Raw genomic sequence first — 23,597 nt, forward strand, 5'->3', positions numbered from 1 at the left:
CGGCGTCCGCCATCAGACCTTGAGGGCGGCGAGCTTCGAACCCGGGCGCAGGTAGACCGCCCAGGTGAGGACGCCCATCAGCACGTACGCGCCGATCAGCACCCACAGCGCGGCCTGGATGCCGCCGGTGGCGGTCGTCGACATCGCGAACCCGCGGGGGATGAGGAAGCCGCCGAACGCCCCGATGGCCCCCGCGATGCCGATGCAACCCGCCGCGGACCGGCTGGCGTGCAGCAGGGCGTCGGTCTGCGTGCCGGCCGTGCCCGCGAAGACGGCCGGGATCATCCGGTAGATCGAGCCGTTGCCGATGCCGGTGAACACGAACAGCCACAGGAAGGAGCAGAAGAACAGCACGAACGACTGCTGCTGCAAACCGAAGATCGCGCCCACCGCGCCCAGGGCCATGGCGCCGAAGGAGATGACGGTGACGATGCCGCCGCCCCACCGGTCCGAGAGCGAGCCGCCCAGCGGCCGGGTGACCGAGCCGACCAGCGCACCCAGGAAGGCGAGTGAGAGCGTCACCTGCGGGAACAGGTTGACGAGCAGCGTCGGGAAGGAGCCGGAGTACCCGATGAAGCTGCCGAAGGTGCCGATGTAGATGAACGCGATGATCCACGTGTGGGGGTGCTTCAGCGCGGCCGCGTAGGCGCGGGGGTCGGCCTTGGCGTGGGACAGGTTGTCCATGTACTTCCAGGCGCCGAAGGCGGCGAGCAACGCGAGCGGGATGAACATGAGGCCCGCCCGGTCGAGCGCCATGCCGCCGCCGATCACGACGACGATCGGCACCGCGAACTGGACGGCCGCGGTGCCGATGTTCCCGCCCGCGGCGTTGAGGCCGAGCGCGGCGCCCTTCTCCCGGGCCGGAAAGAAGAAGGAGATGTTCGCCATCGAGGAGGCGAAGTTGCCGCCGCCGAACCCGGCGAGCGCCGCGATCGCGACGAGGGCGCCGAACGGCAGCTCGGGGTGGTGGACGGCCCAGGCGAGCGCCCCGGTCGGGATCAGCAGGAGCAGCGCGGAGACCATCGTCCACGTGCGGCCACCGAACGTCGGCACCGCGAAGGTGTAGGGAATGCGGAGGGTGGCTCCCACCAGGGCCGGCGTGCTGACGAGCCAGAACATCTGGTCCACGCTCAGGTCGAAGCCGACCGTGTTGAGGCGGGGCACGACGATGCTCCACAGCGCCCAGACGGCGAAGCCGAGGAATTCGGCGAAGATCGACCAGTACAGGTTGCGGCGCGCCATGGGGCGGCCCACGCCCTCCCACTGGTCGCGGTTCTCGGGATCCCAGCCATCGATCCACCGGCCGGGGTTGCGCCGCAGGCCGTGGTCGAGGGTCGTGGTGGCGGTCGAGCGCGACGCGGTGCTGGTCATGGTCGCTCCTTCGGGTCGGGGGCCGTGAGCGACGCTGCTCCTGCCCTGACGGTAGACAGCGCGCATTGCAGGCAATGACGCCGCCGGTAACGCCTGTGTCACCGCCGCTTCACACCACGCGGCCACCCCCCGTGAGCGGGCGACGACTCTGCCCGAAAGCCCATGGCGTGGGCGTCGGCGCGGGGCGTGGAGTGGAGGTGACCGCCCCACGACCCGGAGGACCCGCCATGACCCCGCTCCCTCGCGCCCGACGCGCCCGCCCCCGCAGCCCTCGCACCCCCCGCGGACGCCGCACGCTCGCGTCCGCCCTGCTGGCGCTCACCTGCCTGGCGACGGTGACCGTGCCACCCCTGGCGGCGGACGCCGCCCCCACCACCTCCGCGCGCGAACGCGCCCGCGTCGACACCGTCCCCACCCCCACCCTGGCGTGGGAGCCGTGCGAGCTCGGCGAGTGCGCCACGGTCCGGCTGCCGCTCGACTACGACGAGCCCGGGGGCGCGAGCGTCGACATCGCCGTGACGCGGATCCCCGCCCGCGACCAGAGCCGCCGCCTCGGCAGCCTGTTCCTCAACCCCGGCGGGCCGGGGGCGTCGGGTGCTGCGTTTCCGCTGCGGGCCACGGAGTGGCTGGGTGAGGAGGTGCTCGACCGGTTCGACCTCATCGGCATGGATCCCCGCGGCACCAACGGCAGCACGAACACCCAGTGCTTCCCCACGGTGGCGAGGCTCGACCGGGTGACCGGCACGCTGGTCGGCATGTCGTTCCCCGTCACCGAGGCCGAGGAGAAGAGCTTCGTCCATGCCGCCCGCAGGCTCGCGAAGAGCTGCGCCGGCTTCGGTAAGGAAGTGGCCTCGGCCATCTCGACGGCCCAGGTGGCCCGCGACATGGACGTGCTACGGCGCGCCGTGGGTGACGAGCAGCTCACCTACCTCGGCTTCTCCTATGGCACGTACCTCGGGCAGGTGTACGCCAACCTGTTCCCCGACCGGGTAAGGGCCATCGCCCTCGACGGCGTCGTCGACCCGACCGCCTGGGTCGGCACCGACGCCACCGCGCAGACGCCGATGAGCGTCCGGATGGACTCGGCAACAGCCACAAGCAAGGCCCTCACCGAAGTGCTGCGGCGCTGCGCGGCGTCCGAGGCCTGCGGCGTCCCCGATCCGCAGGCGACCTTCGACCGCGTGGCGCAACGGCTGCTGGCGGGGCCCGTGACCGTGGCCGACCCTGAGGGCGCCTACGACGTGACCTACCAGATGTTCATCACCACGGTGATCTTCTCGTTGTACTCCGACGTCGGCGCCGAATCCGTGCCCGCCCTGGCAGCGATGCTCGACGAGCTGCAGTCCAGCGACCTCACCCGGGACGCCCGCGTCGACCTCTCCCGGCGCTACTCCCGGACGGCCGCGGCCTCGCTCCGCCGGGCGGCCGGCTACGAGAACACCCTCGAGCAGGTTCCGGCGATCATGTGCACCGACAGCCGCAACCCGCGCAGTCCCGCGGCCTGGGACGCCCTGGCCAACACTGAGGACACCCGTGCCCCCCACGTCGGCCGGTACTGGCTCTGGAACTCCGTCTACTGCGCCGGTCAGCTGTGGGGTGCCCACGACGAGGACGCCTACGCCGGCCCGTTCAACACCGTGACGGCCCACCCGCTGCTGGTCGTCGGCAACCTGTACGACCCGGCCACCAGCTACGAGGCGGCCCGTTCGACCGCCCGGCTGCTCCCCCGCAGCCGGCTGTTGACGAGCACCAACTGGGGCCACACCGCCTACGGCATCTCTCCCTGCGCCACCGCGCACGTGGACGCCTACCTCCTCGACGGCGTCCTGCCGGCCCCCGGCACGACCTGCGACGACGCCCACCAGCCGTTCGGCCGGTGAGCACTCCCGCCCCCGAGCCACCCCCGGGATGACCCCACGTGGCGCACTTCCGCCTCACGTGGCGGGCCCCAACCCCACGTGGCGCAGTGGGACCCACGTGGCGGGCCGCGCACGGGCCGCCACGTGAGCTGGGGTGCGCCAGGTGGGTTCAAGCCTCGCCACGTGAGGCGGCAGTGCGCCACGTGACGTGGGGGCGGACCGGTGGGCCGGGCCGACGCGCGGCTCAGGCTGCCACCTTGGCCCGTCGGCGCGCGACCGCGGCGCTGACCCAGTCGACCAACGCCGTGCGCGGCATGCCGGCGCCCCAGCAGTCGTGGGCGCCGTTCGGGTCGTACCAGAGCTCGACCGAGCCCCCCAGGGCCCGGTAGCCGAGCGCCCACTTCAGGCCCTGGCGGGGGTTGACCCGCACGTCGCAGCCGGCCACCACCACGAGCGCTTCGGCCGCCGACGGCGTCAGGTTCTCCACCGGGGAGATCGCGTGCAGCACCGCCACGTCGTTCGGGTTGGTCGGGTCACCCCATTCGTCCTCGTCGCTGGCCGAGGTCAAGGTGTCGCGTCGCACCAGGCTGGTCAGCGGGTCGACGAACCCGTTCACGACCACGCACACGTCCACCTCACCGGGGCACACGTTCACCATCGTCGCGGAGAGGAACCCCCCGGCGGACGCCCCGAGCGTCACGATGTCCGTGGCCTCGACGACGCCCACGCCGGCGCGCAGGTGGCGGATCGCGGCGGCGGCGTCCATCAGGGAGCGGCCGCGCTTCGCCCGCGTGCCGGCGAGGTGGCGCAGCTCCGGACCCCCGCCCCGCACGTGGGGGGTGGCCACGGCGAAGCCCCGGTCAAGCCACTGCTTGAGGTCGGGGTCGGAATCCAGGTCGAGATCGAGCCCGTAGGCGCCGTACAGCATGACGACCACCGGGCCCACGAAGCGGTCCCCCGCCGAGGCCGGCCACCGGAGGTCGAGATCGAAGGCGTACCCGTCGTCGGACGTGACGCGCTCCCGGCGGGCGCGGGCGAGCCCGGCGGCCCGCTGGGCGATGTCGGCCGGGTCGTTGCGGCACTCCCCGGCGCGGTTGAAGTACCAGACGAAGGGCGGGATGCCGCCGCTCATCTCGGTCGCCGCGAAGCCGATGGACGGTGTCACCTGGTTGTAGCGCAGGTCGAGCAGCCCGGGTGCGACCAGCAGGGGGGAGCGGCCCGTGGAGAAGCCGTCGATGTCGACGCGGTGCAGGGACTCCTCGCCGTCGCGGCTCACCCGGACGACGGCGTACCCCACCCCCGAGGTGATCTCGCGGGCCGCACCCACGCCGGACGCGCACGCCCAGGACCGCATGACCTGGCCGTCGTCGAGCAGGCTGGCCATCAGGGTCCAGGAACCGTCACCGTTGTAGAGCTGGACGAGGACGGGGAGGCCGTCCAGCAACGCCATGTCGAACAGGCTCGGGTCCTTCGGTGCGCCCGGGACGGCGATGGGTTGCGGGGGGTCCTGGCGCACGTCCACCACGTCCCACACCCGCTCCGAGCGGATGCCGTGACTCATCTTGAAGAAGCGTCGCACCGAGCAGGGCTTGATGCCGATGCCCCCGGTGGCCGAGTAGGCGATCACCTGCCGCGACTCCTCGAAGAGGTCGGGGTCGGCCCGAGCCACGATCGCCCGCTGCCCGCCGGTGACCTCCCGGTCGGGCTCCACGAACGCCAGGTGATGGCCGTCGTCGATGAGGCTGATGTCGGGGTAGACCCCCCTCACCAGCAGCTGGCGCACGGGACGGATCGCGCCCGCGTCGTACAACAGCGCGACGTAGGCCTCCCGTTCCGGACGCCGCATGACGGTCACCCACCGCTGCCCCGACCCGTCGATGTCGGCGCGGGCCATCATCCAGCCCAACAGATCCTCCGCGTCGTCGTCGAAGCGCATCGGCGGCTCACCGTTGGTGACATCGGGGTGGCGGGCGTCCGGAATCATGGCCCCCCACAGCCGACCACCGCTGTCGGGTTCGAGGCGCAGCCAGGCGTCGCCCAGGGGGATGAGCTGGTAGCTGGGCCCATCGGACTCGGCACCGCCCGGGGTCGCATGGCTGGGATCCCCGTCGACCTCGCAACCGTGGGTGGCCAACGCGGCGAGCAGCTGCTCGGCGTCGAGGTCGTCGACCCAGGACAGGTCGGGCAGGTCGAGCACGGGATCTCCTCTACGGGGCGACGGGGTCACTGGGCGATGAGGGAACGGAACAGCGACGATCGCGCCGCCACCTCGGTGGGATGGCCGTTCTCGACGAGCCGGCCCCGGTCCATGACGAGCACCTGGTCGGCCCAGTCGGTGCCGAACCGGCCGTGGCCGGCGGCGAGCACCGTGATGTCGCCCATCGTGGTGCGGATCAGCTCCATGATCTGCATCCGGTTGAGCACGTCGAGACCGGAGGTGATCTCGTCCAGCAGAAGCATCCGCGGCGAGCGGAGCAGCGTGCGCGCGATGGCGAGGCGCTGCCGCTCGCCCCCCGAGAAGGCGTAGGCCGACTCGCCGACGGGGGCGTCCAGACCCTCGTCGCGGTCCCGGATCGTGCCCAGCAGCCCGACGTGGTCGACCATCTCCCAGCAGGCCTCATCGGAGATGTCGGTGCGCCCCAGCAGGAGGTTGTCGCGCACGGTGCCGGCGAACAACGGGCAGGCCTGTTCGATGTAACCGATCTGGCTGCGGTAGACGTCCTCGTCGCGATCCTCGATGGGGACGCCGTCCACCAGGATCAACCCCTGGCTCGGCACCAGGAACCGCTCCATGAGCGAGAGGATCGTCGACTTGCCCGAGCCGGACGTGCCGGTGAGCACCACCCACGAGCCGGCCCGCACGTCGAAGGAGACGTCCGCGATCGCGTGTTCGCGGTCGGTGGAGCCGCCCGTGGCGTACCGCACCGAGACGTTGCGGAAGCTGATGTCGCCCTCGATGACGTCGGGGTTCGCGCGGGGCCGGTTTCCGTACTCCTCGAGCGACATCGCGTCGAGCTCGGCGCGGATGAGCTGCGTGTCGCGCGGCAGTCGTTCCGTGACGGCCTTCAACTCGACGAGCCGCTTGAGGGCCCCGAGGGTCTCGGCCATCAGCATGACCGTGTCCGTCGACCCGGCGATGGGGCCGATCAACAGCATCGTGTACATGAAGAACGCGACCAGGGAATCCACCGCCAGGGCGCCGGTCTGCACCCGCGCGAACGCGATGAGGATGATGACGAGCATGGTGCCCTGCACGAGGGCGGACACCATCGGCTCCATGAATGCCTGGGCCCGGGCCGACTTGTTGGACGCGTCCTGCAGCCGCTGCGAGGTGCCGGAGAGGCGTCCGATGGCGAACGCGTTCGCGACGAACGCCCGGATGGTCAGCACCGAGTCCAGGGCCCGCGTCATCTCGGCGACGTAGGCGCCCTGCGCCTCCTGGCGCTCGAACGCCACGCCGGTCAGGCGGCTGGAGGAGACGATGATGACGACCAGGGCCAGCACGCACAGCCCGACCGCGGAGACGGTGAGAATCGGGTCGAGCACCACCATCTGCACGAGCGAGCCGACGACGAGCACCATGCTGCCGAGCGCCTGGATCGGCCCGCGGGTGAAGACCTCGCCCATCTTGTCCGAATCGATCGAGCACCGGGCCACGAGATCGGCCGTGGGATGCTCGACGAGTTTTTCGGCCGGGACGCGCAACGCGATGGCCGCCGACTGGTCGCGGAAGGTGCGCACCAGCCGGTTGCCCGCATAGGCGACCACGAGGTTGACGCCGGCGGTCACGAGGGACGCGAACAGCGCGGCCCCGACCAGCAGACTCCCCATGGTGATCAGCTGCGGCATGTCCAGGGACTGCAGCGCCCCGACGAGGGAGCCGGTGAGGGCGGGCTGGACGAGGGACGCGAGCGAGGCGACCACCGTGCCCAGGAACGCGACCACCATGGCGCGGGGGTCGGAGCGCAGAATGAGCAGGAGCCGCCGCAGCGGGTGGGTCGGCGGGTCGGTCAGGAGGTCGCCGATGCGCTCGGCGCTGGAGACGTGCGAAGGCATCAGCGATCACCTTTCTGTGGTGGGCTCACCCCCGGCGGGGGTGAAAAGGGGATGTACTTTCGGCCACCGGGGTGGCACGATGGTGGGGGTTCAGGGAGTTCGCTCCGGTCGGATAGGCGCCGACCGGCACGGGCTCCCTGATGCGTCCGTGGCGCGATGGGTCAAAGCCGCCCGAACGCCTGGCACATCACGACGCTGACGGCGCTGTTGTAGCACTGGAAGACGCTGACCATCGACACCTTTTCCTCCGACGGAACCGCCGGGGTGTCGTCGGAGCGATTCTGAAGCCTGAGCACGTCGCTCACGGTGTGCCTCCTCGGGGTGACGGATTCAGTAGCGCCAGCACAGGGCTTGGCTCTGGTGGGAATTGCGGCAGGCGAAGTAGGAGACGTAGGAGTCCTTCTCCTCGTCGGGGACGTCGGGATCGTTGTTCTGCATGTCGATGATCTCGGCCATGGAACTCACCTCCTCGTAATGTCCGGTGTGACCTTCACACGCGGCATGTGTGTGTTCCTGCCGCCAGTCAACTGCCCCGGTCAGGAGGGGTCAATCAATTGCAGTGAAGGCTGCCCGTTGGTTACCCGCACCTGCCCGATCGGCACGCCCGGGGCCGCACCTCAGCGGGCAGCCATGTGCTCGCTGACGGCGGGCAGGGAATGAGGATCGACGATGTTGAGCTGGATGGCCCGGACGAGGATCTGGGTGCGGGACTTGACGCCCATCTTGTCGCCGACGTGGGCCAGGTACTGCTTCACCGACCCCTCCGAGACGTACATCTGCCGGCCGATCTGGACATTGGTCAGCCCCTGGGTCAGCCATCCCAGCAACTCGGTCTCCCGCGGGGTGAGGCCGATGTCGACGGGCTGGCGGCCCACCGGGTTGTCCGAGGTGACGGAGTCCACGAGCTGCCGTCGCACGGACGCCGACATCGGCATGTCCCCACGCATCGCCTGTTCGATGCCGGCCACGAGGTTGTGCGCGCCGGTGTCCTTCAAGAGGTAGCCGGACGCCCCCGCCCGCAGCGCCGCGACGATGTACTCGCGGGTGCCGAACGTGGTGAGGGCCACCACGCAGGCGTTGCTCCAGCGGGCACAGATGCGCGAGGTGGCCTCAATGCCGGAACAGGTCGGCATCTGCAGGTCCATGAGGACGACGTCGGGGAGCAGGGTGGCGTAGGTGTCGTGGGCCTCGTTGCCGTTGCGAGCCTCACCGACGAGGGTGTAGGTCGGGGTCGTCCTGAAGAACGACCGGTACGCTTCGCGGACCAGGGCGTCGTCGTCGGCGACGAGGACCCGGACCGCTCGGGTGCTGGGTGCGGTACTCATGGCCCCCATCCAACGGCAGCGTGCTGGCCGCCTGACAGTTCACTTCCGGCCAGCACCCCGGCGTGTCCGGTGAGACGGCCGCGCCGGACGAGTCGTGACGACCAATGTGTCCATTGGTGAATGGTGCCCGCCCGCCCTCGAAGCGGAGGCTGGCGGAGGCCACCCACCGTGACCACACCCTCGTGAAAGGCACCCCGATGAAGAAGTTCCTCTCCACGCTCATGATCTGGCCGCTGGTGGCCCTGGGGCCCGTCGTGCCGTCCGTCGGCGGGGATCAGCCCGACTCCTGCCTCTGGATCCCGTGGTTCCCGACCTGCCCCCGGTGACGCGCCCCATGAGCGCCCTCTCGATGAACACCTCCGAGGCGACGGCCTTCGCGCTCGTTCGGCGCCTGCGCAGTCTCGCGACCACCGACCTCGTCCGCGTCCTGCTGGCGGCGGTCATCCTGTTCCTGCTCATCGACCTGGTCCGGCTCAGCGTCACCTCACCCACCGAGTTCGAGACCCGAGCGCTCGTCACCACCATGGACGTGACGGCCTACGTCGCGATCATCTGCGCTCTGTGGCGGCCCCGGTTGGGGCTGGCGCTGGCGGCCGCCCCCCTGGCCACCGCGCTGTTCTGGCCCTCGACCAGCATGGACGCAGTGCTCCTCACCGTGGTGACCGCGCTGGCCGTCCTCCAGCTCGCGCGGCGACCGGCGCTGCTGGTGAGCGCCGGCCTCGCCGGCTACGTGGCCCTGCGTGTCGCCGTGGTTCCCGGCGCGGAGCCGCGCCTCTTCACCCTGCTCGTGCTCGGTCTCAGCCTGGCGGTCGGGCTGGTGGCCGGATGGGTGGGACACGTCGTCCGCGAACGCGGGGAGCGGACGGAACGCTCAGCCTTCCGGATGGCCACCGAGAACGCCCGCATCCGGGCCGATGAACGTCGCGCCCTCTCGGCGGACCTGCACGACGTGGTCGTCCACCACCTCTCCACCGCCTCCCTGCACCTGATGGCGGCCCACGGCAGCGGCGAACCAGCAGTGCTGCGCCGGGCCCTGACCGCGGTGGAGCGGTCCAACGCGGCCGCGCTGAGCGAGCTCCGCCTCCTCGTCCGGGTGCTCCGCGACGACCCGGCCACGGGCGCGTCCGGCACCGAGATCCGCGAGCTGGCCGAACGCGAGTCGCCCACCCAGGCGGGTGCCGACGGTCAGCTGCTGCTCATCCGGGCGGGGTTCGAGCCGGCCGTGCGCGTGCCGGCCGCAGCGGACGGGCTCGACATGACCGTCCAGCGGACGCTGGCCCGGCTGATCAACGAGACGGTCCGCAACCAGCAGCGCCACGCCCTGCCCGGATCGCGGTGCACGATCGAGGTGCAGGTCAGTGACCACCAGGTCTCGTTCCACGGCCGCAACCCGCGCGCTGCGGACGCCCCCGCCGACCCGGCGTGGGGCTGGGGGCTGCGCGGCGTCCGCGAGCGGATCAGCCTCACGGGCGGGACCTTCAGCGCCGGACCCGTCGGCGAGGAGTGGATCGTCGCGGCGACCATTCCCCACGAATGACCGCACCCACGCCCACGCGGCCCCCGCGTGGGACGCCCCGGTTCCCCGCTCGGGGGTCGTCTACGCTGAGAATGGAATCGCCACCCACAGGATGCACACAGATGTGGAATTCGCCCTCTCGTCAGCCTGACCTGCACCCTCGCGATCGGAGCGACGCGGGGATCGACCGGACGGACGCCGCGCCCCGCCGCGCGCGTGCCGCCCTGCCGCGACCGCTGCGGGCGATGCGCTGGGTGCTGATCGCGACGGCCTTCGTCGACCTGACCTCCACCCTCTCGACGCATGCGGCCTCGGGCGTCGGCGCCCCGGTGGCCGTCCCCATCGCGCTCTCCTCAACCCTCGCCGTGGTGACCACGGTGTTCCGACCCAAGCTCGGCGTGCTCCTGTCCGCCATCCCCCTGGCCTCCACGTTCGTGGTGATTCTGGGCCAGGACGTCCTCCCCCTGCTGGTCGGCATCCTCGTCATGACCGCGGTCGGTTCCCGACGGGCGGTTCTCTTGACGCTCACGGTTTACCTCGCGCACACAGTGGCGGTCGGCCTGCGCACCCACTCACCTGCCCTCGGCTTCAGCATCGCCCTCGTGCTGGGGGTCGCGGCCGCGGGTCTGGTCACCCGTGCCCTCCTCGCCCGGAGCCACCGCGTCCGAGACGACATCGCGCGGCTGCAGCGTGAGACCGAGCGGATCGCCCGCGACGAACGGGCAGCGCTGGCCGACGAACTCTCGACGCTCCTGACCGACGAGCTCGCCGACCAACAGCGCGTGCTGGGCCGGAGCCTCGCCGCGGCGGACGCCGCCGGGATGCGCGGTGCCCTCGCCGGCATCGAGGCGTCCTCCCGTGAGGCGCTGGCCCAACTCCGGGGGCTCGTGTCCACCCTGCGGGGGCGTCCCTCCTACGACCCGGCGGACGGCGGAGGTGAACCGACCGATCTGGTGATGGTGGCCGAGGAGGCCGAGGACCTCTTGGTCGGGCATGGTCACCCGGTCGCCCTGGAGATCGCGCGTCCGCCCGAGGGCGCCGGCGACTTCAGCAGCGACCTCCTCGCCAACGCCCTCCGCGCCGCCGTCCCGCTCGTGGCGTCCCACGCACCGGCCGGCGTGGAGTGCACCCTGCGCCTCGCCCACACCCCGGACGCCGCGGTCCTCGAGATCTCCCACCCGAGCCTCGACGAACCGGCCCCGCTCACCACCCCGCTGCGCTCGGTCCAGCAGCGCGTGGAGGCGACGGGTGGCGCCATGGACCTGACCACCGGCGGGGGCCTCTGGCGCCTCCGCGTGACCCTGCCGACCCGGCCCGCGGCAGCGTCCGCCGCCCCCCGTGACTCACTGCGCCACCTGTTGCGGCGCCGGAAGCTCGACGAGGTGCTCCAGTGGGGCGCCCTACTGCCCCTCACCGCGGCGACGGTCCTGGTTGCCGCCGAGGCCATCACGCTTCACCAGCAGGATGATCCGTGGCACACCACCGCCCTGTGGGCGCTGGTGCTGCTCGGCACCACCGCGTCGGTGTGGCGCTGGTGGCTCGGCATCGGCGTGCAGGTCGCCGTCCTTGTGCTCTCGCTCCTCTGGGCGCGCGCGGACGTGCTGGCCGGCCAACCGGCGCAGGCATCCCTGGTGGTGTTGACCGCGCTGGCCGTGATCCGCGACACCCGGTGGGGGTGGGCGATGGCGGGCGGCTGGCTGCTCTACACCGCGGCCTGGTTCGGCGGGGTCGACCCGCGCCTCATGACCCTCTCCCTGGTCGATCCCGGGCTGGGCGTGATCATCGGCCTCGTCGTGCAGTACTTCCTCCGCCTCCGCACGCACCAGCTGGGCCAGCTCCGCGATGAGACCCTGCGCCACGACGAGGCCCGGGACAGCGTCCGCACGGAGCTGGCCGGTGAATTGCACGACATCGTCGCGCACCAGCTCTCGCTGATCACCATGCAGGTCGGCGCCCACGCCCGCGAAAGCGATCCGTCCGCCGTGCGGAACACCCTCGAGCGTGTCGCCACCATCAACCGCTCCGCCCAGGCCGACCTGGCCCTGCTGCTGCACGTCATGCGCGCCGAACCGGCCTCGGCGGACGCCGCGCCCGCGGATGCCGATGCGGCGTGGCTCTCCCCCACCCGGGCCGCGCACGCCGCGGCCGCCACGCTGCGCGACGCCGGCCGCCAGGTGAGCGTGGACGTCGATCCGGCGGTCGATCTGACCGATCCGAGCACCCAGAAGACCCTCACCCGGATCATCCGTGAGGCCGCGACCAACATCCTGCGCTACTCCGCCGCCGGGGCGTCCTGCTCGCTCCGCGCGACCCGCGACGACGCCCACCTGGAACTCACGATCACCAACGCCCTGCCCGCGGCGCCCTTGCGCTCCGACCACTCCACCGGGTTCGGCCTTCTGGGCCTGGACGAGCGGGTTCGGCTCACCGGCGGCACCCTCACCGCGGGACCGGTGGGTCAGAGCTGGCAGGTGTGGGCCACGCTGCCGACGCGCCTCCACGTGGATCCGCGCCCGCGCCCGCCCGAGGACTCGGGGGTCAGGCGTCCGGCCGCGGCGTGAGGCCGTCCGCAACCAGCTCGGACGCTCCGGCCCGGTAGCGCTCCACCACCACGTCGATCAGCCGCGGGTGGACGCCGAGCGGTGCGCTGACCGCGTCCGCACCCGCGCGCTCGAGCTTGCGCTGGAAGAACCCCCGACCCACCAGATAGGACGCCGCCGCCACCGGCCCGTCGGTCTGCGCCCGGGCCGCCGCGACGGCGTCCGGCACGGTCGGGGAGGCCGCCGAGAGGAAGCCGACCGTGACCGGGCCGTCCCACCGAGCGGCCACCGCGTCCCCCACCCCGTGCCCGACCCTGATGGCCGCGGGACGCGACGAGCCGGCGACCGCGACCACCAGCGGCGTGCCGGGCGCGACGGACGCCTCCGCGAGCCGGCCGAGCAGCGCGTCCACGAGGGCCTCGTGCGGGCCGAGCGGGCCGGTCGAGACGACGCGCCCGGGGTGGCGGCCCACCGCCCGCGCCACGTCGACCTCGGTGTGGAACCCGAGGGTGAGCAGCACGGGCACCACGACGACGGACAGGCCTGCCACGACGAGCTCGTCCACCACCTCGCCCAAGGTGGGGCTCTGGACGTCGACGTAGGCGTCCCGCACCACGACGCCGGGCAGTCGCGCCGCCACCGCGGCGGCGATGCCGAGCACCGTCGCGCGGCCGTCGGGGTCGTCGGTGCCGTGGGCGCACACGACGACGGCTGGCTGGTTCACGGGTCCACGGTAGCGGAGTGGGCATGTCACCCCCGTGGGGGACTTTCGGGGGCGATCATCGGCCGAGCGGCCGTGCCGGCTCGCCCGGCCGGACGCGACCAACCGGGCGCGGCACCCCCTGCCACTACTGGGGATGCCGCGGCGGCCCCTGTGACTCTCCTGTGAAGGCCGTCCAAGGGCGCCGCCGCCGGGCATCCGGCCCCCCTGAGGGGGTCTTGACGGCGGCCGAACGGGAGTTTCACCATGAGAGGGCCGGTGCGGTTGGGGGCCTCCCGGCACCGGTTGTGGTGTTTCCCCCACGGGTGCTGGGGGGAGCACTGTGGTTCCAATGTCATGCGTCCGCGTCTGGGGCGGACTGGTCGGTTCGATCATCATTCTTCTCGCCGGTGCGGCTGCGCCGGCCACGGCCGCGACGGCCGTCCGCGCCGACATTCGGCTCAACGTGCTCGTGCTCGACGACGGCCAGCCCATGGTCGCCGCCCTGGCGGCGCGGCTGGCGTCCGAGGGGCAGCCGACCACGGTGGTCGACCTGAACGCGGCCGACCGGCCGACGCTCACCGCCGACTTCCTCGCGACGACGGACGCCGCCGGTGCGCACGGCCAGTTCTCGGGCGTCGTCGCGCCGAACGAGGCGCCCAGCCAGCTCAGCGAGGCCGAGCGGCAGGTGTTGGCCCAGTACGAGCGCACGTTCGGCGTCCGCGAGGTGGCGGCCTACACGTGGGCGCACCCCGAGGTGGGCCTGAACTACGCCGCCAACCCCGGCTACGTCGGGGCCGTCGACGGGCTGACCGCCACCGTGACGCCGGCCGCGCTCGCCGCCGACTTCCGCTACCTGAAGGGCACGTTCACCCTCGACGACCTCGATCCGCGCGTGGACGAGTCCTGGGGCTATCTGGCCACACCGCTGGCCCCGACGGCCACCACCTCATTCACGCCGCTCGTGACCGCGCCGATCCCGGGCTCGGCCGAGGCCGGCTCGCTGCTCGGCGTCTTCACCCACGACGGCCGCGAGCAGTTGGTCACGACGTTCGCGTCCAACCGCCACCAGGCGCACTTCCAGGTGCTCGCGCACGGCATCGTGGCGTGGCTCACCCGCGGTGTCACCCTGGGCACGTCGCGCAACTACCTCAGCGTTCACATCGACGACGTCCTGCTGCCCGACAGCCTGTGGAGCGTCGAGGGCAACTGCACCATCGGTGACGACTGCGACCCGGCCGTGTATCCGCCCGAGGGGCCGGGCGCGACCGTCCGCATGACGAAGGCCGACGTGACGGCGCTACTGGCCTGGCAGAAGCGGACCGGCGTGAAGCTCGACATGGTCTACAACGGGTTCGGGGCCACCGAGTACAAGAACGACCACAAGACGTTGATCGACCCGCTCGAGATGGCACTGCTGCTCAACAAGTACCAGCTCCGCTGGATCAACCACACCTGGTCGCACCCGTGGTTGGGCTGCACGCAGAACTACACCGCCCTCGGCACGTGGCAGTGCGGCACGGACGCCACCGGCGCCGTGGCGTGGACGTCGCTGGCGACCCTGAACTCCGAGATCGGCAAGAACAAGAGCTACGCGCAGTGGAACCTGCTGCCCAACTACGACGCCAAGGCGCTCGTCACCGGCGAGCACTCGGGCATCCGCGCGTTGCCGCAGATGCCGAACGACAACCCCAACCTCGCGACGGCGCTGGCCCAGCAGAAGATCGCCTGGATCGCCACGGACAACTCCCGCGAATCGACGGTGCGGACGATCGGGCCGGCCACCACGGTGCCGCGCTACCCGATGGCCGTGTTCTACAACGCCGCCACGAAGCAGCAGATGGCCGACGAGTACAACTGGATGTACACGGCGGCGGCCGACGGCGGTTCGGGCTACTGCGAGGCGCACCCGGAGACGACGACGTGCATCGCCCCGCTCGACCTCGCCACCGGGTACGACAGCTACATCGCGCCGCTCGAGGCGCGCATCGACCTCGGCCACGTGCTCGCCAACGACCCCCGGCCGCACTATGCGCACCAGTCCAACTTGGCCGGGGAGCGCATCCTCTACCCGGTGGTGGACCAGATCCTCACCCGGTACCAGGCGCTGTTCGCGACGAACGCACCGGTGGTGAACCCCACGATGGTCGAGGCCGGGACGGAGCTGCTGCGCCAGAGCACCTGGCCCACCCAGCAGGCGAGCATCTCGGCGACGCTCTCCGGTCAGCAGGTGACGGTGACGAACCGTGCCGGTAGCGCCGTGACGGTGCCCGCCACCGCCCCCGCGGGCACGAAGGCGGCGGTGGGACGCACGGCCTGGACGATGCCCAGCTACGGCGGGCAGGCGTCCGGCGCCCGCAGCGTCCCCGCGGGCCAGACGCTCACGCTGACGCTGCCCGCGGCGAGCGGGTACGCCACGTCGGTCGTCTGGCCGGTCGTGCCCGACGTGCCCGTCGCCACGCCGAACCCGGCGGTCGAGGCGCAGGAGCCGACCGTCGAGCTCCCCGTCCTCACCGAGGCGCCGCTGGCCCCCGAGGAGCCGATGGCGGGGGAGTCGGCACACGAACCGGCAACCGCGCCGAAGGTCGCAGCGGGGCGCTGACCATGCGCATCGCACTGCTGAACGAGGGCACCTACCCCGTGGCGAAGGGAGGGGTGAGCACCTGGTGTGACCAGCTGCTCACCCACCTGCCCGAACACACCTTCGACGTGGTGACGATCGTCGGGCTGGAGCGCACCCCGGTGTGGGACGCCCCGGCCAACGTGGCCTCGACGACGTGCGTGCCGATGTGGGACGCACATGTCGGCACCCGCCCCTGGCGACCCCGGACGACCGGCCGCGAGCTCCGCCGCACCCGCGAGGCACTGCGGGACCTGTGGGCGGCCGTCCTGCCCAGCAACCCCGCCGACCCGGAGAACATCGACCGGCTCCGCGACGCGCTGGGCCGGCTGGCCGTGCCGAGCTACCAGGCGCTGGACTGGCTGCTCACCCAGACCGGCTCCACCCGTCCGATCCTGGAGGCCTGGCAGGCCCACCGCGTCCACGTGCCCGGCACACCGGCGCTCACGGCGTCGGACGCCGCCGCCGCGGCCGTGCACGCCGACCGGGCTCTCGCCCTCATGGACGCCGACTGGCCCGAGGTGGACGTCATCCACGCCACCTCGAACGGCCCGGCCGCGCTCATGGCGCTGGCCCGCCACTGGCGCACCGGGACGCCGCTGCTGCTCACCGAGCACGGCGTGTTCCTGCGCGAGCGCTACCTGGCCCTGCACGCGGCCGGGTGGCCGTGGAACGTCCGGTACGTGCTGTTGGCCTTCCTCCGCTCGGTGTGCACGCTGGCCTACACCGACGCCGAGATCATCGCGCCCGTGAACTTCTTCAACGGCCGCTGGGAGACCCGCCTCGGCGCCGACCCCGAGCGCATCCAACCGGTGTACAACGGCGTCGACCCCTCCCTGTTCCCGATGTTGGAGAGCGAGCCCGCCGATCCGGTCGTCAGCTTCGTCGGCCGCATCGACCCGCTGAAGGACCTGGCAACCCTGATTGACGCGTTCGCCCTCGTCATGGCGCGGGTGCCGGACGCCCGGCTGCGCCTCTTCGGCCCCGTACCGGCGGGCAACGAGGCCTACCACGCCACGCTCGTGGAGCAGGTGGCGCTGCTGGGGCTGGGCGAGGTGGTGACCTTCGAGGGGCCGGCGCCCTCGGCGCGTCCGGCCATCGAGGCCGGGCAGGTCGTGGCGTTGTCGTCCATCTCGGAGGGGCTGCCCTTCACCGTGCTGGAGGCGATGATGCAGGGCCGCCCGACCGTGAGCACCGACGTCGGTGGCGTCGCCGAGTGCACGGGCCGCGACGGCGCCGCCGGGCTCATCGTGCCGCCGCGCGAGCCCGCAGCGATGGCGGACGCCCTCGTCACCCTCTTGACCGACGCCGACGCCCGCCATGCCATGGGGCTGGCAGCGCGGGAGCGGGCCCTCGAGGTCTTCTCGCTGCAGGTGTTCGCCGACACCTACCGCGCGGTGTACGACGATGCTGCGGCCCGGGCCGTCTCGGCGCGCGTGGCAACCCTCGTGCCCGACCGGGCGGGGGGCGTCCGGGCCGCCGCCACCGTTTTGGAGCCGGCATGAGCGCCAGCGGCTACACCGGCACGCCGGGGGAGGCGTGGGCGAGCATTCCGGCCACCGTGGCGGGGTCGGTCGACGTGTTCGACGCCACGGCGCGGCTCGAGTCCCAGGGGTTCGGGGACGCCCACGCCATCCGCGCCGGCTACCACGACGCGTTCGACCACGCGGCGCATCTGCTGGCCGACCAGGGGCACGGCGCCGTGGTGACGCCCCGACCCGCGGCGGGCCTCGCGCCCGCCATCGCCCGCGCGCTGGCGTTGCTGGGTGGCGTGGTGCTCTGCGTCATGACCCTCGCCAACGGCGACCATCCGCCCGCCGTCTTCGCCGCCGGGGCGGCGTCCTGGCTGGGCGGGCAGATCCTCGGCGCGGTCCTGTGGTGGGGGCTGGGGCAGGGGCGGCTCGCCGCGGCGTCCGCCACCGCCCTGCGGCTCGCGATCGCGGTGGTCGTGTGCTGCGCGGTGGTCGCTCTCGCCTGGGCCCAGCCGGCGATCGTCGCCTGGGCGGCGTGGGGGGTCGTCGGGGCGGTGGGCACCTGCCTGCTCGCCGGCTGGCGGTTCACCGGCATCGTCGCCGCGGGGGCCGCACTGTCGCTGACCGGGCTCGCCCTGCCGGGCACCCGGTTCGACGGTGCGGTGGCCTACGCCGTCATCGCCGGCGCCACCGGCTGGGCACTGCTCGTGCTCGCCCGCCGGGCCGGGGGTGCCGCTCCCGCCTGGACGCCCGCCCTGACCCGTTCGGTCGGCTGGACGACCCTGCAGGTCGCGGCCCTGCTCGGCATCCTGGCCCTGCTGTTCGGCCGGCTCGGGCCCGCGTTCATCGTGATCGCCACCGCCGGCCTGCTGGCGTCGGCCGCCGCCGACCCCCTGCACGAGTTCTGCGCCCGCTCGGCGCGCAGCGTGGCCTCGGTGTCGACGACCTGGCGCATCGCCCTGTGGGCCAGCGGCACCGTGGGGGTGCTCGCGGTCTGGGCGGTCACGGGGGTCGGCGAGCTCACGGGCTGGGCCACGGCCGCCGTGCTCGGCCTGCCGTGGACGGTGCCCCTGGCCACCGCGGCCATCGCCGTCTCGGCACTGACGGCGGCGGCGTCCATCCTGCTGCGCTCGGGGCACGCGCCCACCTCCGCCCTCATGTGCCTGGCCGGCATGGCCACCCTCGCGGCCGCGGTCTGGCTGGCCGACGGCTCGACCGACGCCGTGCGCTACGGTGCCTGGATGGCGGCCAGTCTCGTTCTCACCACCGCGGTCGGCGCGTCGCGCCACGCCTCCCCGAGCGCATGGTGACCCTGACACCGGACGGGCCCCAGCTGGCGGCGCCGTTCTACCTGCACCCGGCCGAGCACCCCACGGCCTGGGAGTTCCTCCGGCAGGGTTCGCTCGGCCTCGCATTCGCCGTGGTCAACGTGGCCAGCGGGCCGGGCCCGGAGGGCGACCCCTACTACACGGAGGCCCTGCGCCCCGGCATCCGGACGCCGCTGCTCGGGTACGTGAACACCGGGTACGGGCAGCGGGACGCCGACGCCGTCCGTCGCGACGCCGCCACGTGGCGCGAGCGGTACGGGGTGAGCGGCGTGATGTTGGACTGCGTGAGCACCGACGCGCCCAGCACCACGCTGGAGCTCATCGGCGCCCTGCGCGCCGACGGGGCGACGAAGGTGGCGCTGAATCCCGGGGCACCGTGCGCGCCGGAGGTCGTGGCGGCAGCCGACGTCACCTGCGTGTCGGAGTGCGCGTGGAGCACCTACGCCGGTCTGGCCTGGCCGGACCGCCCTGCCGCCGGGCCCACGTGGCACCTCGTGCACGGCGTGCCCCTCGCCGACATCACGGCGGCACGCGACGTCGCGGCGCGCCGCGGGGCGGCGTTCGTGTGGGTCACCGATGCGACCCTCCCCAACCCCTATGCACGGCTGCCGGAGGCGTGGCCGTGACCCACCCCCGGCGCGCCGGCTCCACCCCCACCCGGCCCGTCGTCGCGCTGGTCGCGATCGCGGGGTTCGCGATCGCGGGCTGCGGGGTGACCGGCTGCGCGGCCGCGAGCGCCGGACCGGCGTCCCCGGACGCCCGCCGTGCCCACCCGACATCCCCAGCCGCGCCCACCCCGGCCGACACCGCAGCACCGGTCGCAGCCTCGGGCGGGCCGTCGGCCTCGCCCGCAGCGGAGACGGCCGGGGCGACGCCGGAGGTCTGGGCTCCCGAGCAGGGCGCCCCCTGGCAGATCGCTTACGCCGAGATGCCCGCGCTGGAGCCGGGGGTCGGCGTCTACGACGTCGACGGTGAGGACGCCCCGGCCGACTGGGTGGCCGCGGCGGAGGCGTCCGGGGCACGGACGATCTGTTACGTGAACGCCGGCGGCTGGGAGGACTGGCGCTCCGACGCCGACGCCTTTCCCGCCCCCGTGCTGGGCGAACCCCTCGACGACTGGGAGGGCGAGCGCTGGCTCGACACCCGCCAGCTCGACGTGCTGCTCCCGATCATGACCGCGCGCCTGGACGCCTGCGCAGCCAAGGGATTCGACGCGGTCGACCCCGACAACGTCGACGGGTACGGCGCCGAGACGGGGTTCGACCTGACGCGGGGCGACACGGTGGCCTATGTGCGGGCCCTCGCCGAGGCCGCCCATGCCCGGGGCCTTTCGCTCGGGCTGAAGAACGCCGTGGAGGTGCTGCCCGAACTCGGCGGCGTCGTCGACTTCGCGGTGAACGAGGAGTGCGTCGCGTACGCCGAGTGTGACGCGTACGCCCCGATGCTGGCGGACGGCAAGGCGGTGTTCCACATCGAGTACGCCGGCGACGCGGCCGCGGTGTGCGCGGCGGTGCCCGCCGGGTTCTCGACGGTGCTCAAGGATGACGAGCTCAGCGCCGCCGTCGAGCGCTGCGGCTGACGCGGGGCGTCCTCGCCGACCCTGCCGTCAATCGTGGATGGGGGGCAGGTCGCTGGGGTCGACCACCCTCAGCTGGATCGCCCGGACCAGGATCTGCGTGCGCGAGGTGACGCCCAGCTTGTCGCCGATGCGCGCCACGTACTGCTTCACCGACCCCTCCGACAGGTGCATCCGGGCCCCGATCTGCGCATTGGTGAAGCCGTGCCCCAGCCAGCGCAGGAGCTCGGTCTCGCGGGGGGTGAGGTCGCGCTGCGGGGGCGGGCTCGCGGCGTCCCCCTTGAGGACGGCCGCCAGCTCGCGCCGCACCGTGGAGCTGAGCGGCATGTCGCCGGCCACGGCCTGGCGCAGCGCGGTGGTGAGGCCGCTGCCGCCGACCCCCTTGATGAGATACCCCGCCGCCCCGGCCCGGATCGCGGCCACGACGTACTCCTGGGTGCCGAACGTCGTCATCGCGACGACGATGGCGTCCGGCCACCGCTGGTGGATCTGGCCGATGGCGTCGATGCCGGAGACCCGGGGCATCTGGAGATCCATGAGCACCACGTCGGGCCGCAGCCGGGCGTACGCCTCGACGGCCTCGGCCCCGTCGCTCGCCTCGCCGACCAGCTCCACCTCGGGGTGGTGGGCGAACAGGTCGCGGTAGGCGGCCCGCACCTGGGGGTCGTCGTCGGCCGCGAGGAGGCGGATCCGGGGTCGTGGCGCCACGCGTCCACGGTAGCGGAGCGATCCCCGTGCGGCGTCGACCTCGGGCTGCGCCGTCACCCGTGGCGGCCATGGCAGAGTGGAGCGATGACTGATCGTGAACTCGACATCGTCCTGCTCGGTGCCACCGGTTTCGTCGGATCCCTGACCGCAGGCCATCTGGCCGAACACGCCGGCGGGGGCGTCCGGATCGGTCTGGCGGGCCGGTCGGCGTCCCGGCTGGCCCGGCTGCGCGACGACCTGGGCGAGGCTGCCGCCGACTGGCCGCTGATCGAGGTGGACGCCTCGGACGCCGCGGGGCTGCGGGCGATGGCGTCCCGCACGCGGGTCGTGGTCACCACCGTCGGGCCCTACGCGCGCGACGGCCGCCTCGTCGTCCGCGCCTGCGCCGAGGAGGGCACCCACTACGCCGACCTGACCGGCGAGCCGTTGTTCGTGCACTGGTCGGTGGACACGGCGACCGCCCGCGCCCGCCAGACCGGCGCCAAGATCGTGCACTCGTGCGGGTTCGACTCCGTGCCGTCCGATCTCGGCGTGCTGCTGTTGGCCGACCGGGCGGACGCCGACGGCGAGGGCACGCTCACCGACACCACCCTCGTCGTCCGTTCGCTGCGGGGCGGCATCTCGGGCGGCACACTCGACTCGGCGCGCCAGATGGCCATCACGTGGCGCAAGGATCCGGCCGCCCGCCGGCTGCTCGCCGACCCCCACCTGCTCAGCCCGCGGCGCGACGAGGAGCCGGAGGGCGCCCAGGAGAAGGGCTCGCTGCTGCCCGCCGAGCGCGAGCCGGGGACCGGCCGGTGGCTCGGGCCGTTCGTCATGGCGTCCCACAACGCCCGCGTGGTGCGGCTCTCGAACACGCTGACCGACTGGTCCTACGGCCGGGGGCTGCGCTACCGGGAGCTCATCGACCTCGGCCCGGGGCCGCGCGGCGTGCTGCGCGCCGGGGGCCTGTCGGCGGGGATGGGGGTGCTGTTCGCCGGGTTGGCGTGGAAGCCGACCCGCACGCTGCTGGACCGCCTGCTGCCCGCGCCGGGTGAGGGGCCGGACGCCGAACGCCGCGCCAACGGACGCTTCCGCCTCGACATCACGACCACGACCACCACCGGTGCCCGGTACCGCGCCGTCGTCGCCGCCGACCACGACCCGGGCTACGACGGCACCGCCATCATGCTCGGGGAGAGTGCGCTCAGCCTGGCGCGTGACGACCTCCCCGAGCGCGCCGGCGTCCTGACCCCCGCGTCCGCGATGGGCGAGGCGTTGGTCGACCGCCTGCGCGCCCAGGGATTCACCCTGACGGTGGAACGCCTGGGCTGAGATCAGCTGACGCTCAGGGGATGACCTCGCCGCGGGAGTCGTTGCGCTCCTCGCCGGCCTGGGTCTCGGCGCCGACCGCCTGGTCGACGCCCGTGGTGTCGCGGCCGTAGTCCTTCGGCTCGCCGTCGGCGACCTGCCCAGCGTCCACCGCGGGGGGTGCGGCATCGAGGGTCTCGGTGCCCTCCGCGGGCGCCGTCAGGTTCTGGACCTCGGACTTCTGCTCACTCATGTCGACTCCTTCGTTCGCCGAACCGGTGCGCAAAGGGCGCCCCGGTGCCCTCCCCACCGTAGTCACCCGGGCGGCCCGCGTCTCCCACCCGAGAGCAGGCATTCGGGTCGGCGCCCTCCGGGTCGTGACTCCAGTGCCTTGGGTGCCTGGTCTCTGGCGCCCTCCGGCCGCCCGCTGCGTCCGGCCGCGCTCCCCCGCCGTCACCGCGCTCCCCTGCCGTAGCCGCGCTCCCCTGCCGTAGCCCTGCTCCCCGGACGAGCCACCTCGCTCCCCGGCCATAGCGGGGCTCACCTTCCAGCAAGAGCACGGTGCCGCGCGGGGAGCGCAGTGGCTCTGGCTCGCCACCCCCGCGGGATCGGCCGCCCGATTGCCACCGACTTGGGCCCGTCCTTCGCATCAACCACACTGAAACCTGTGAAGTCACACTGGTCTCTCGTCCTGCTCCGCATCGCGGCCGTCCTGGCCGCCCTCATCGCCCTCTACCAGCTGTTCACCGGCTTCGGCTGGGCCGGCCCGTGGCCGCTGCACCCCCGCATGGGTGAGGCGACCACCACGTTCGCCGCCATCGGAGCCATCGCCGCGTTCATCTGGTCGCGGCAGAGCGGCAACCAGGGCCTGTTGTGGCACGCGCTCGGGATGACCTTGTTCGGCGTCCTCCAGATCGTGCTCGGACACATGCACCTCACGCTGGTGCACCAAATCTTCGGCGTGATCTACCTCATCGGCATCATCGCGCTCGCCACCCTGGCGTTCCGCAAGCCCGGCGCGGCCCGCACCGTGGACGCCCCCGTCGGCGCTCCCGTCGACCACCGCTGACCACCGGGGCCATCCCCGCCCCCGACCGACCCGACGCGCCCGCTCACCTGAGCCGGGCGCGTCGCCGCGTCCAGGGGCGCCCGGGGCTCCCACCCATCGCGCCATCACTCCGGTTGGCCGGCCGTTCACCCACGCGACACCGGCCCCTCACCCGCCCGGGCTTTGAT

General features: G+C 72.8%; 20 protein-coding genes. 11 read left to right on the forward strand and 9 right to left on the reverse strand.

Annotated features, from left to right (window positions below; all coding sequences use genetic code 11):
- Positions 1–12 precede the first annotated feature (12 nt).
- Entirely contained in the window at positions 13–1,371 is a 1,359-nt protein-coding gene (locus PCC79_RS16275) for an MFS transporter (protein ID WP_232547033.1), read from the reverse strand.
- A 227-nt stretch (positions 1,372–1,598) separates the two neighbouring features.
- Between PCC79_RS16275 and PCC79_RS16280 the strand changes: the two genes are divergently transcribed.
- Positions 1,599–3,251 carry an alpha/beta hydrolase gene (locus tag PCC79_RS16280; protein WP_342372467.1) on the forward strand — a complete coding sequence of 551 codons (1,653 nt, stop codon included), beginning with the start codon at positions 1,599–1,601 and terminating at the stop codon, positions 3,249–3,251.
- Positions 3,252–3,474: 223 nt separating this feature from the next.
- Here the strand turns inward: PCC79_RS16280 and PCC79_RS16285 are convergent, their stop codons facing one another.
- The 5 genes from PCC79_RS16285 to PCC79_RS16305 form a co-directional block, all read right to left on the reverse strand.
- Positions 3,475–5,427, reverse strand: a complete 1,953-nt coding sequence (locus tag PCC79_RS16285) for a S9 family peptidase (protein WP_342372468.1) — start codon at positions 5,425–5,427, stop codon at positions 3,475–3,477.
- A 26-nt stretch (positions 5,428–5,453) separates the two neighbouring features.
- Positions 5,454–7,286 (reverse strand): ABC transporter ATP-binding protein, encoded by a 1,833-nt coding sequence (locus PCC79_RS16290; RefSeq protein ID WP_342372469.1) that lies wholly within the window; start codon positions 7,284–7,286, stop codon positions 5,454–5,456.
- Positions 7,287–7,447: 161 nt separating this feature from the next.
- On the reverse strand, positions 7,448–7,591 hold the full coding sequence (locus PCC79_RS16295) for a hypothetical protein (protein ID WP_232547029.1): 144 nt from the start codon (positions 7,589–7,591) through the stop codon (positions 7,448–7,450).
- Positions 7,592–7,616: 25 nt separating this feature from the next.
- A complete protein-coding gene (locus PCC79_RS16300) occupies positions 7,617–7,742 on the reverse strand; it encodes a hypothetical protein (protein WP_269778943.1) in 126 nt (41 codons plus the stop codon).
- 161 nt (positions 7,743–7,903) lie between these two features.
- Positions 7,904–8,611: a response regulator gene (locus PCC79_RS16305; protein ID WP_232547028.1), complete on the reverse strand. Its 708-nt coding sequence runs from the start codon at positions 8,609–8,611 to the stop codon at positions 7,904–7,906.
- Positions 8,612–8,808: 197 nt separating this feature from the next.
- On the opposite strand from PCC79_RS16305, the gene PCC79_RS16310 reads away from it, so the two are divergent.
- The 3 genes from PCC79_RS16310 to PCC79_RS16320 all read left to right on the forward strand — a co-directional run bounded on the left by PCC79_RS16310 (position 8,809) and on the right by PCC79_RS16320 (position 12,688).
- The gene (locus PCC79_RS16310) at positions 8,809–8,937 is read left to right on the forward strand and encodes a hypothetical protein (RefSeq protein ID WP_342372470.1); all 129 of its coding nucleotides are present in this window, start codon (positions 8,809–8,811) and stop codon (positions 8,935–8,937) included.
- Positions 8,938–8,945: 8 nt separating this feature from the next.
- Complete coding sequence (locus PCC79_RS16315) at positions 8,946–10,148, forward strand: sensor histidine kinase (protein ID WP_342372471.1); 1,203 nt, start codon at positions 8,946–8,948, stop codon at positions 10,146–10,148.
- Between the two features lie 101 nt (positions 10,149–10,249).
- Positions 10,250–12,688, forward strand: coding sequence for a sensor histidine kinase (locus tag PCC79_RS16320; RefSeq protein WP_342372473.1), 2,439 nt, complete (start codon positions 10,250–10,252; stop codon positions 12,686–12,688).
- Here the strand turns inward: PCC79_RS16320 and PCC79_RS16325 are convergent.
- The gene (locus PCC79_RS16325) at positions 12,666–13,391 is read right to left on the reverse strand and encodes a sirohydrochlorin chelatase (RefSeq protein WP_342372475.1); all 726 of its coding nucleotides are present in this window, start codon (positions 13,389–13,391) and stop codon (positions 12,666–12,668) included. The genes PCC79_RS16320 and PCC79_RS16325 overlap by 23 nt on opposite strands.
- Positions 13,392–13,719: 328 nt before the next feature.
- Here PCC79_RS16325 and PCC79_RS16330 point away from each other — a divergent pair, with 328 nt between their 5' ends.
- From PCC79_RS16330 to PCC79_RS16350, 5 genes are read left to right on the forward strand one after another with little or no spacing between them, the layout of a single operon-like run.
- Positions 13,720–15,969, forward strand: a complete 2,250-nt coding sequence (locus PCC79_RS16330; protein WP_232547024.1) for a hypothetical protein — start codon at positions 13,720–13,722, stop codon at positions 15,967–15,969.
- 2 nt (positions 15,970–15,971) lie between these two features.
- Positions 15,972–17,492: a GT4 family glycosyltransferase PelF gene (pelF, locus tag PCC79_RS16335; protein WP_232547023.1), complete on the forward strand. Its 1,521-nt coding sequence runs from the start codon at positions 15,972–15,974 to the stop codon at positions 17,490–17,492.
- A complete protein-coding gene (locus PCC79_RS16340; RefSeq protein WP_232547022.1) occupies positions 17,489–18,769 on the forward strand; it encodes a hypothetical protein in 1,281 nt (426 codons plus the stop codon). Before pelF ends, PCC79_RS16340 begins: the two co-directional genes overlap by 4 nt.
- The gene (locus tag PCC79_RS16345; RefSeq protein WP_342372476.1) at positions 18,763–19,413 is read left to right on the forward strand and encodes a spherulation-specific family 4 protein; all 651 of its coding nucleotides are present in this window, start codon (positions 18,763–18,765) and stop codon (positions 19,411–19,413) included. The genes PCC79_RS16340 and PCC79_RS16345 overlap by 7 nt, the downstream gene beginning before the upstream one ends.
- Entirely contained in the window at positions 19,410–20,366 is a 957-nt protein-coding gene (locus tag PCC79_RS16350) for an endo alpha-1,4 polygalactosaminidase (protein WP_342372477.1), read from the forward strand. The genes PCC79_RS16345 and PCC79_RS16350 overlap by 4 nt, the downstream gene beginning before the upstream one ends.
- 27 nt (positions 20,367–20,393) lie before the next feature.
- Here PCC79_RS16350 and PCC79_RS16355 read toward each other — a convergent pair whose 3' ends face one another.
- Entirely contained in the window at positions 20,394–21,071 is a 678-nt protein-coding gene (locus tag PCC79_RS16355) for a response regulator transcription factor (RefSeq protein WP_342372478.1), read from the reverse strand.
- 84 nt (positions 21,072–21,155) lie between these two features.
- Between PCC79_RS16355 and PCC79_RS16360 the strand changes: the two genes are divergently transcribed.
- Positions 21,156–22,385: a saccharopine dehydrogenase family protein gene (locus PCC79_RS16360; protein ID WP_342372479.1), complete on the forward strand. Its 1,230-nt coding sequence runs from the start codon at positions 21,156–21,158 to the stop codon at positions 22,383–22,385.
- Between the two features lie 13 nt (positions 22,386–22,398).
- On the opposite strand, the gene PCC79_RS16365 is transcribed toward PCC79_RS16360, so the two are convergent.
- Positions 22,399–22,614 (reverse strand): hypothetical protein, encoded by a 216-nt coding sequence (locus PCC79_RS16365; RefSeq protein ID WP_232547017.1) that lies wholly within the window; start codon positions 22,612–22,614, stop codon positions 22,399–22,401.
- 414 nt (positions 22,615–23,028) lie between these two features.
- Between PCC79_RS16365 and PCC79_RS16370 the strand changes: the two genes are divergently transcribed.
- Positions 23,029–23,430 carry a hypothetical protein gene (locus PCC79_RS16370; RefSeq protein WP_342372481.1) on the forward strand — a complete coding sequence of 134 codons (402 nt, stop codon included), beginning with the start codon at positions 23,029–23,031 and terminating at the stop codon, positions 23,428–23,430.
- Positions 23,431–23,597: the final 167 nt, after the last annotated feature.

It is taken from the genome of Propioniciclava soli (genome assembly GCF_038502305.1).
In the GTDB taxonomy this organism is placed as follows: domain Bacteria; phylum Actinomycetota; class Actinomycetes; order Propionibacteriales; family Propionibacteriaceae; genus Propioniciclava; species Propioniciclava soli.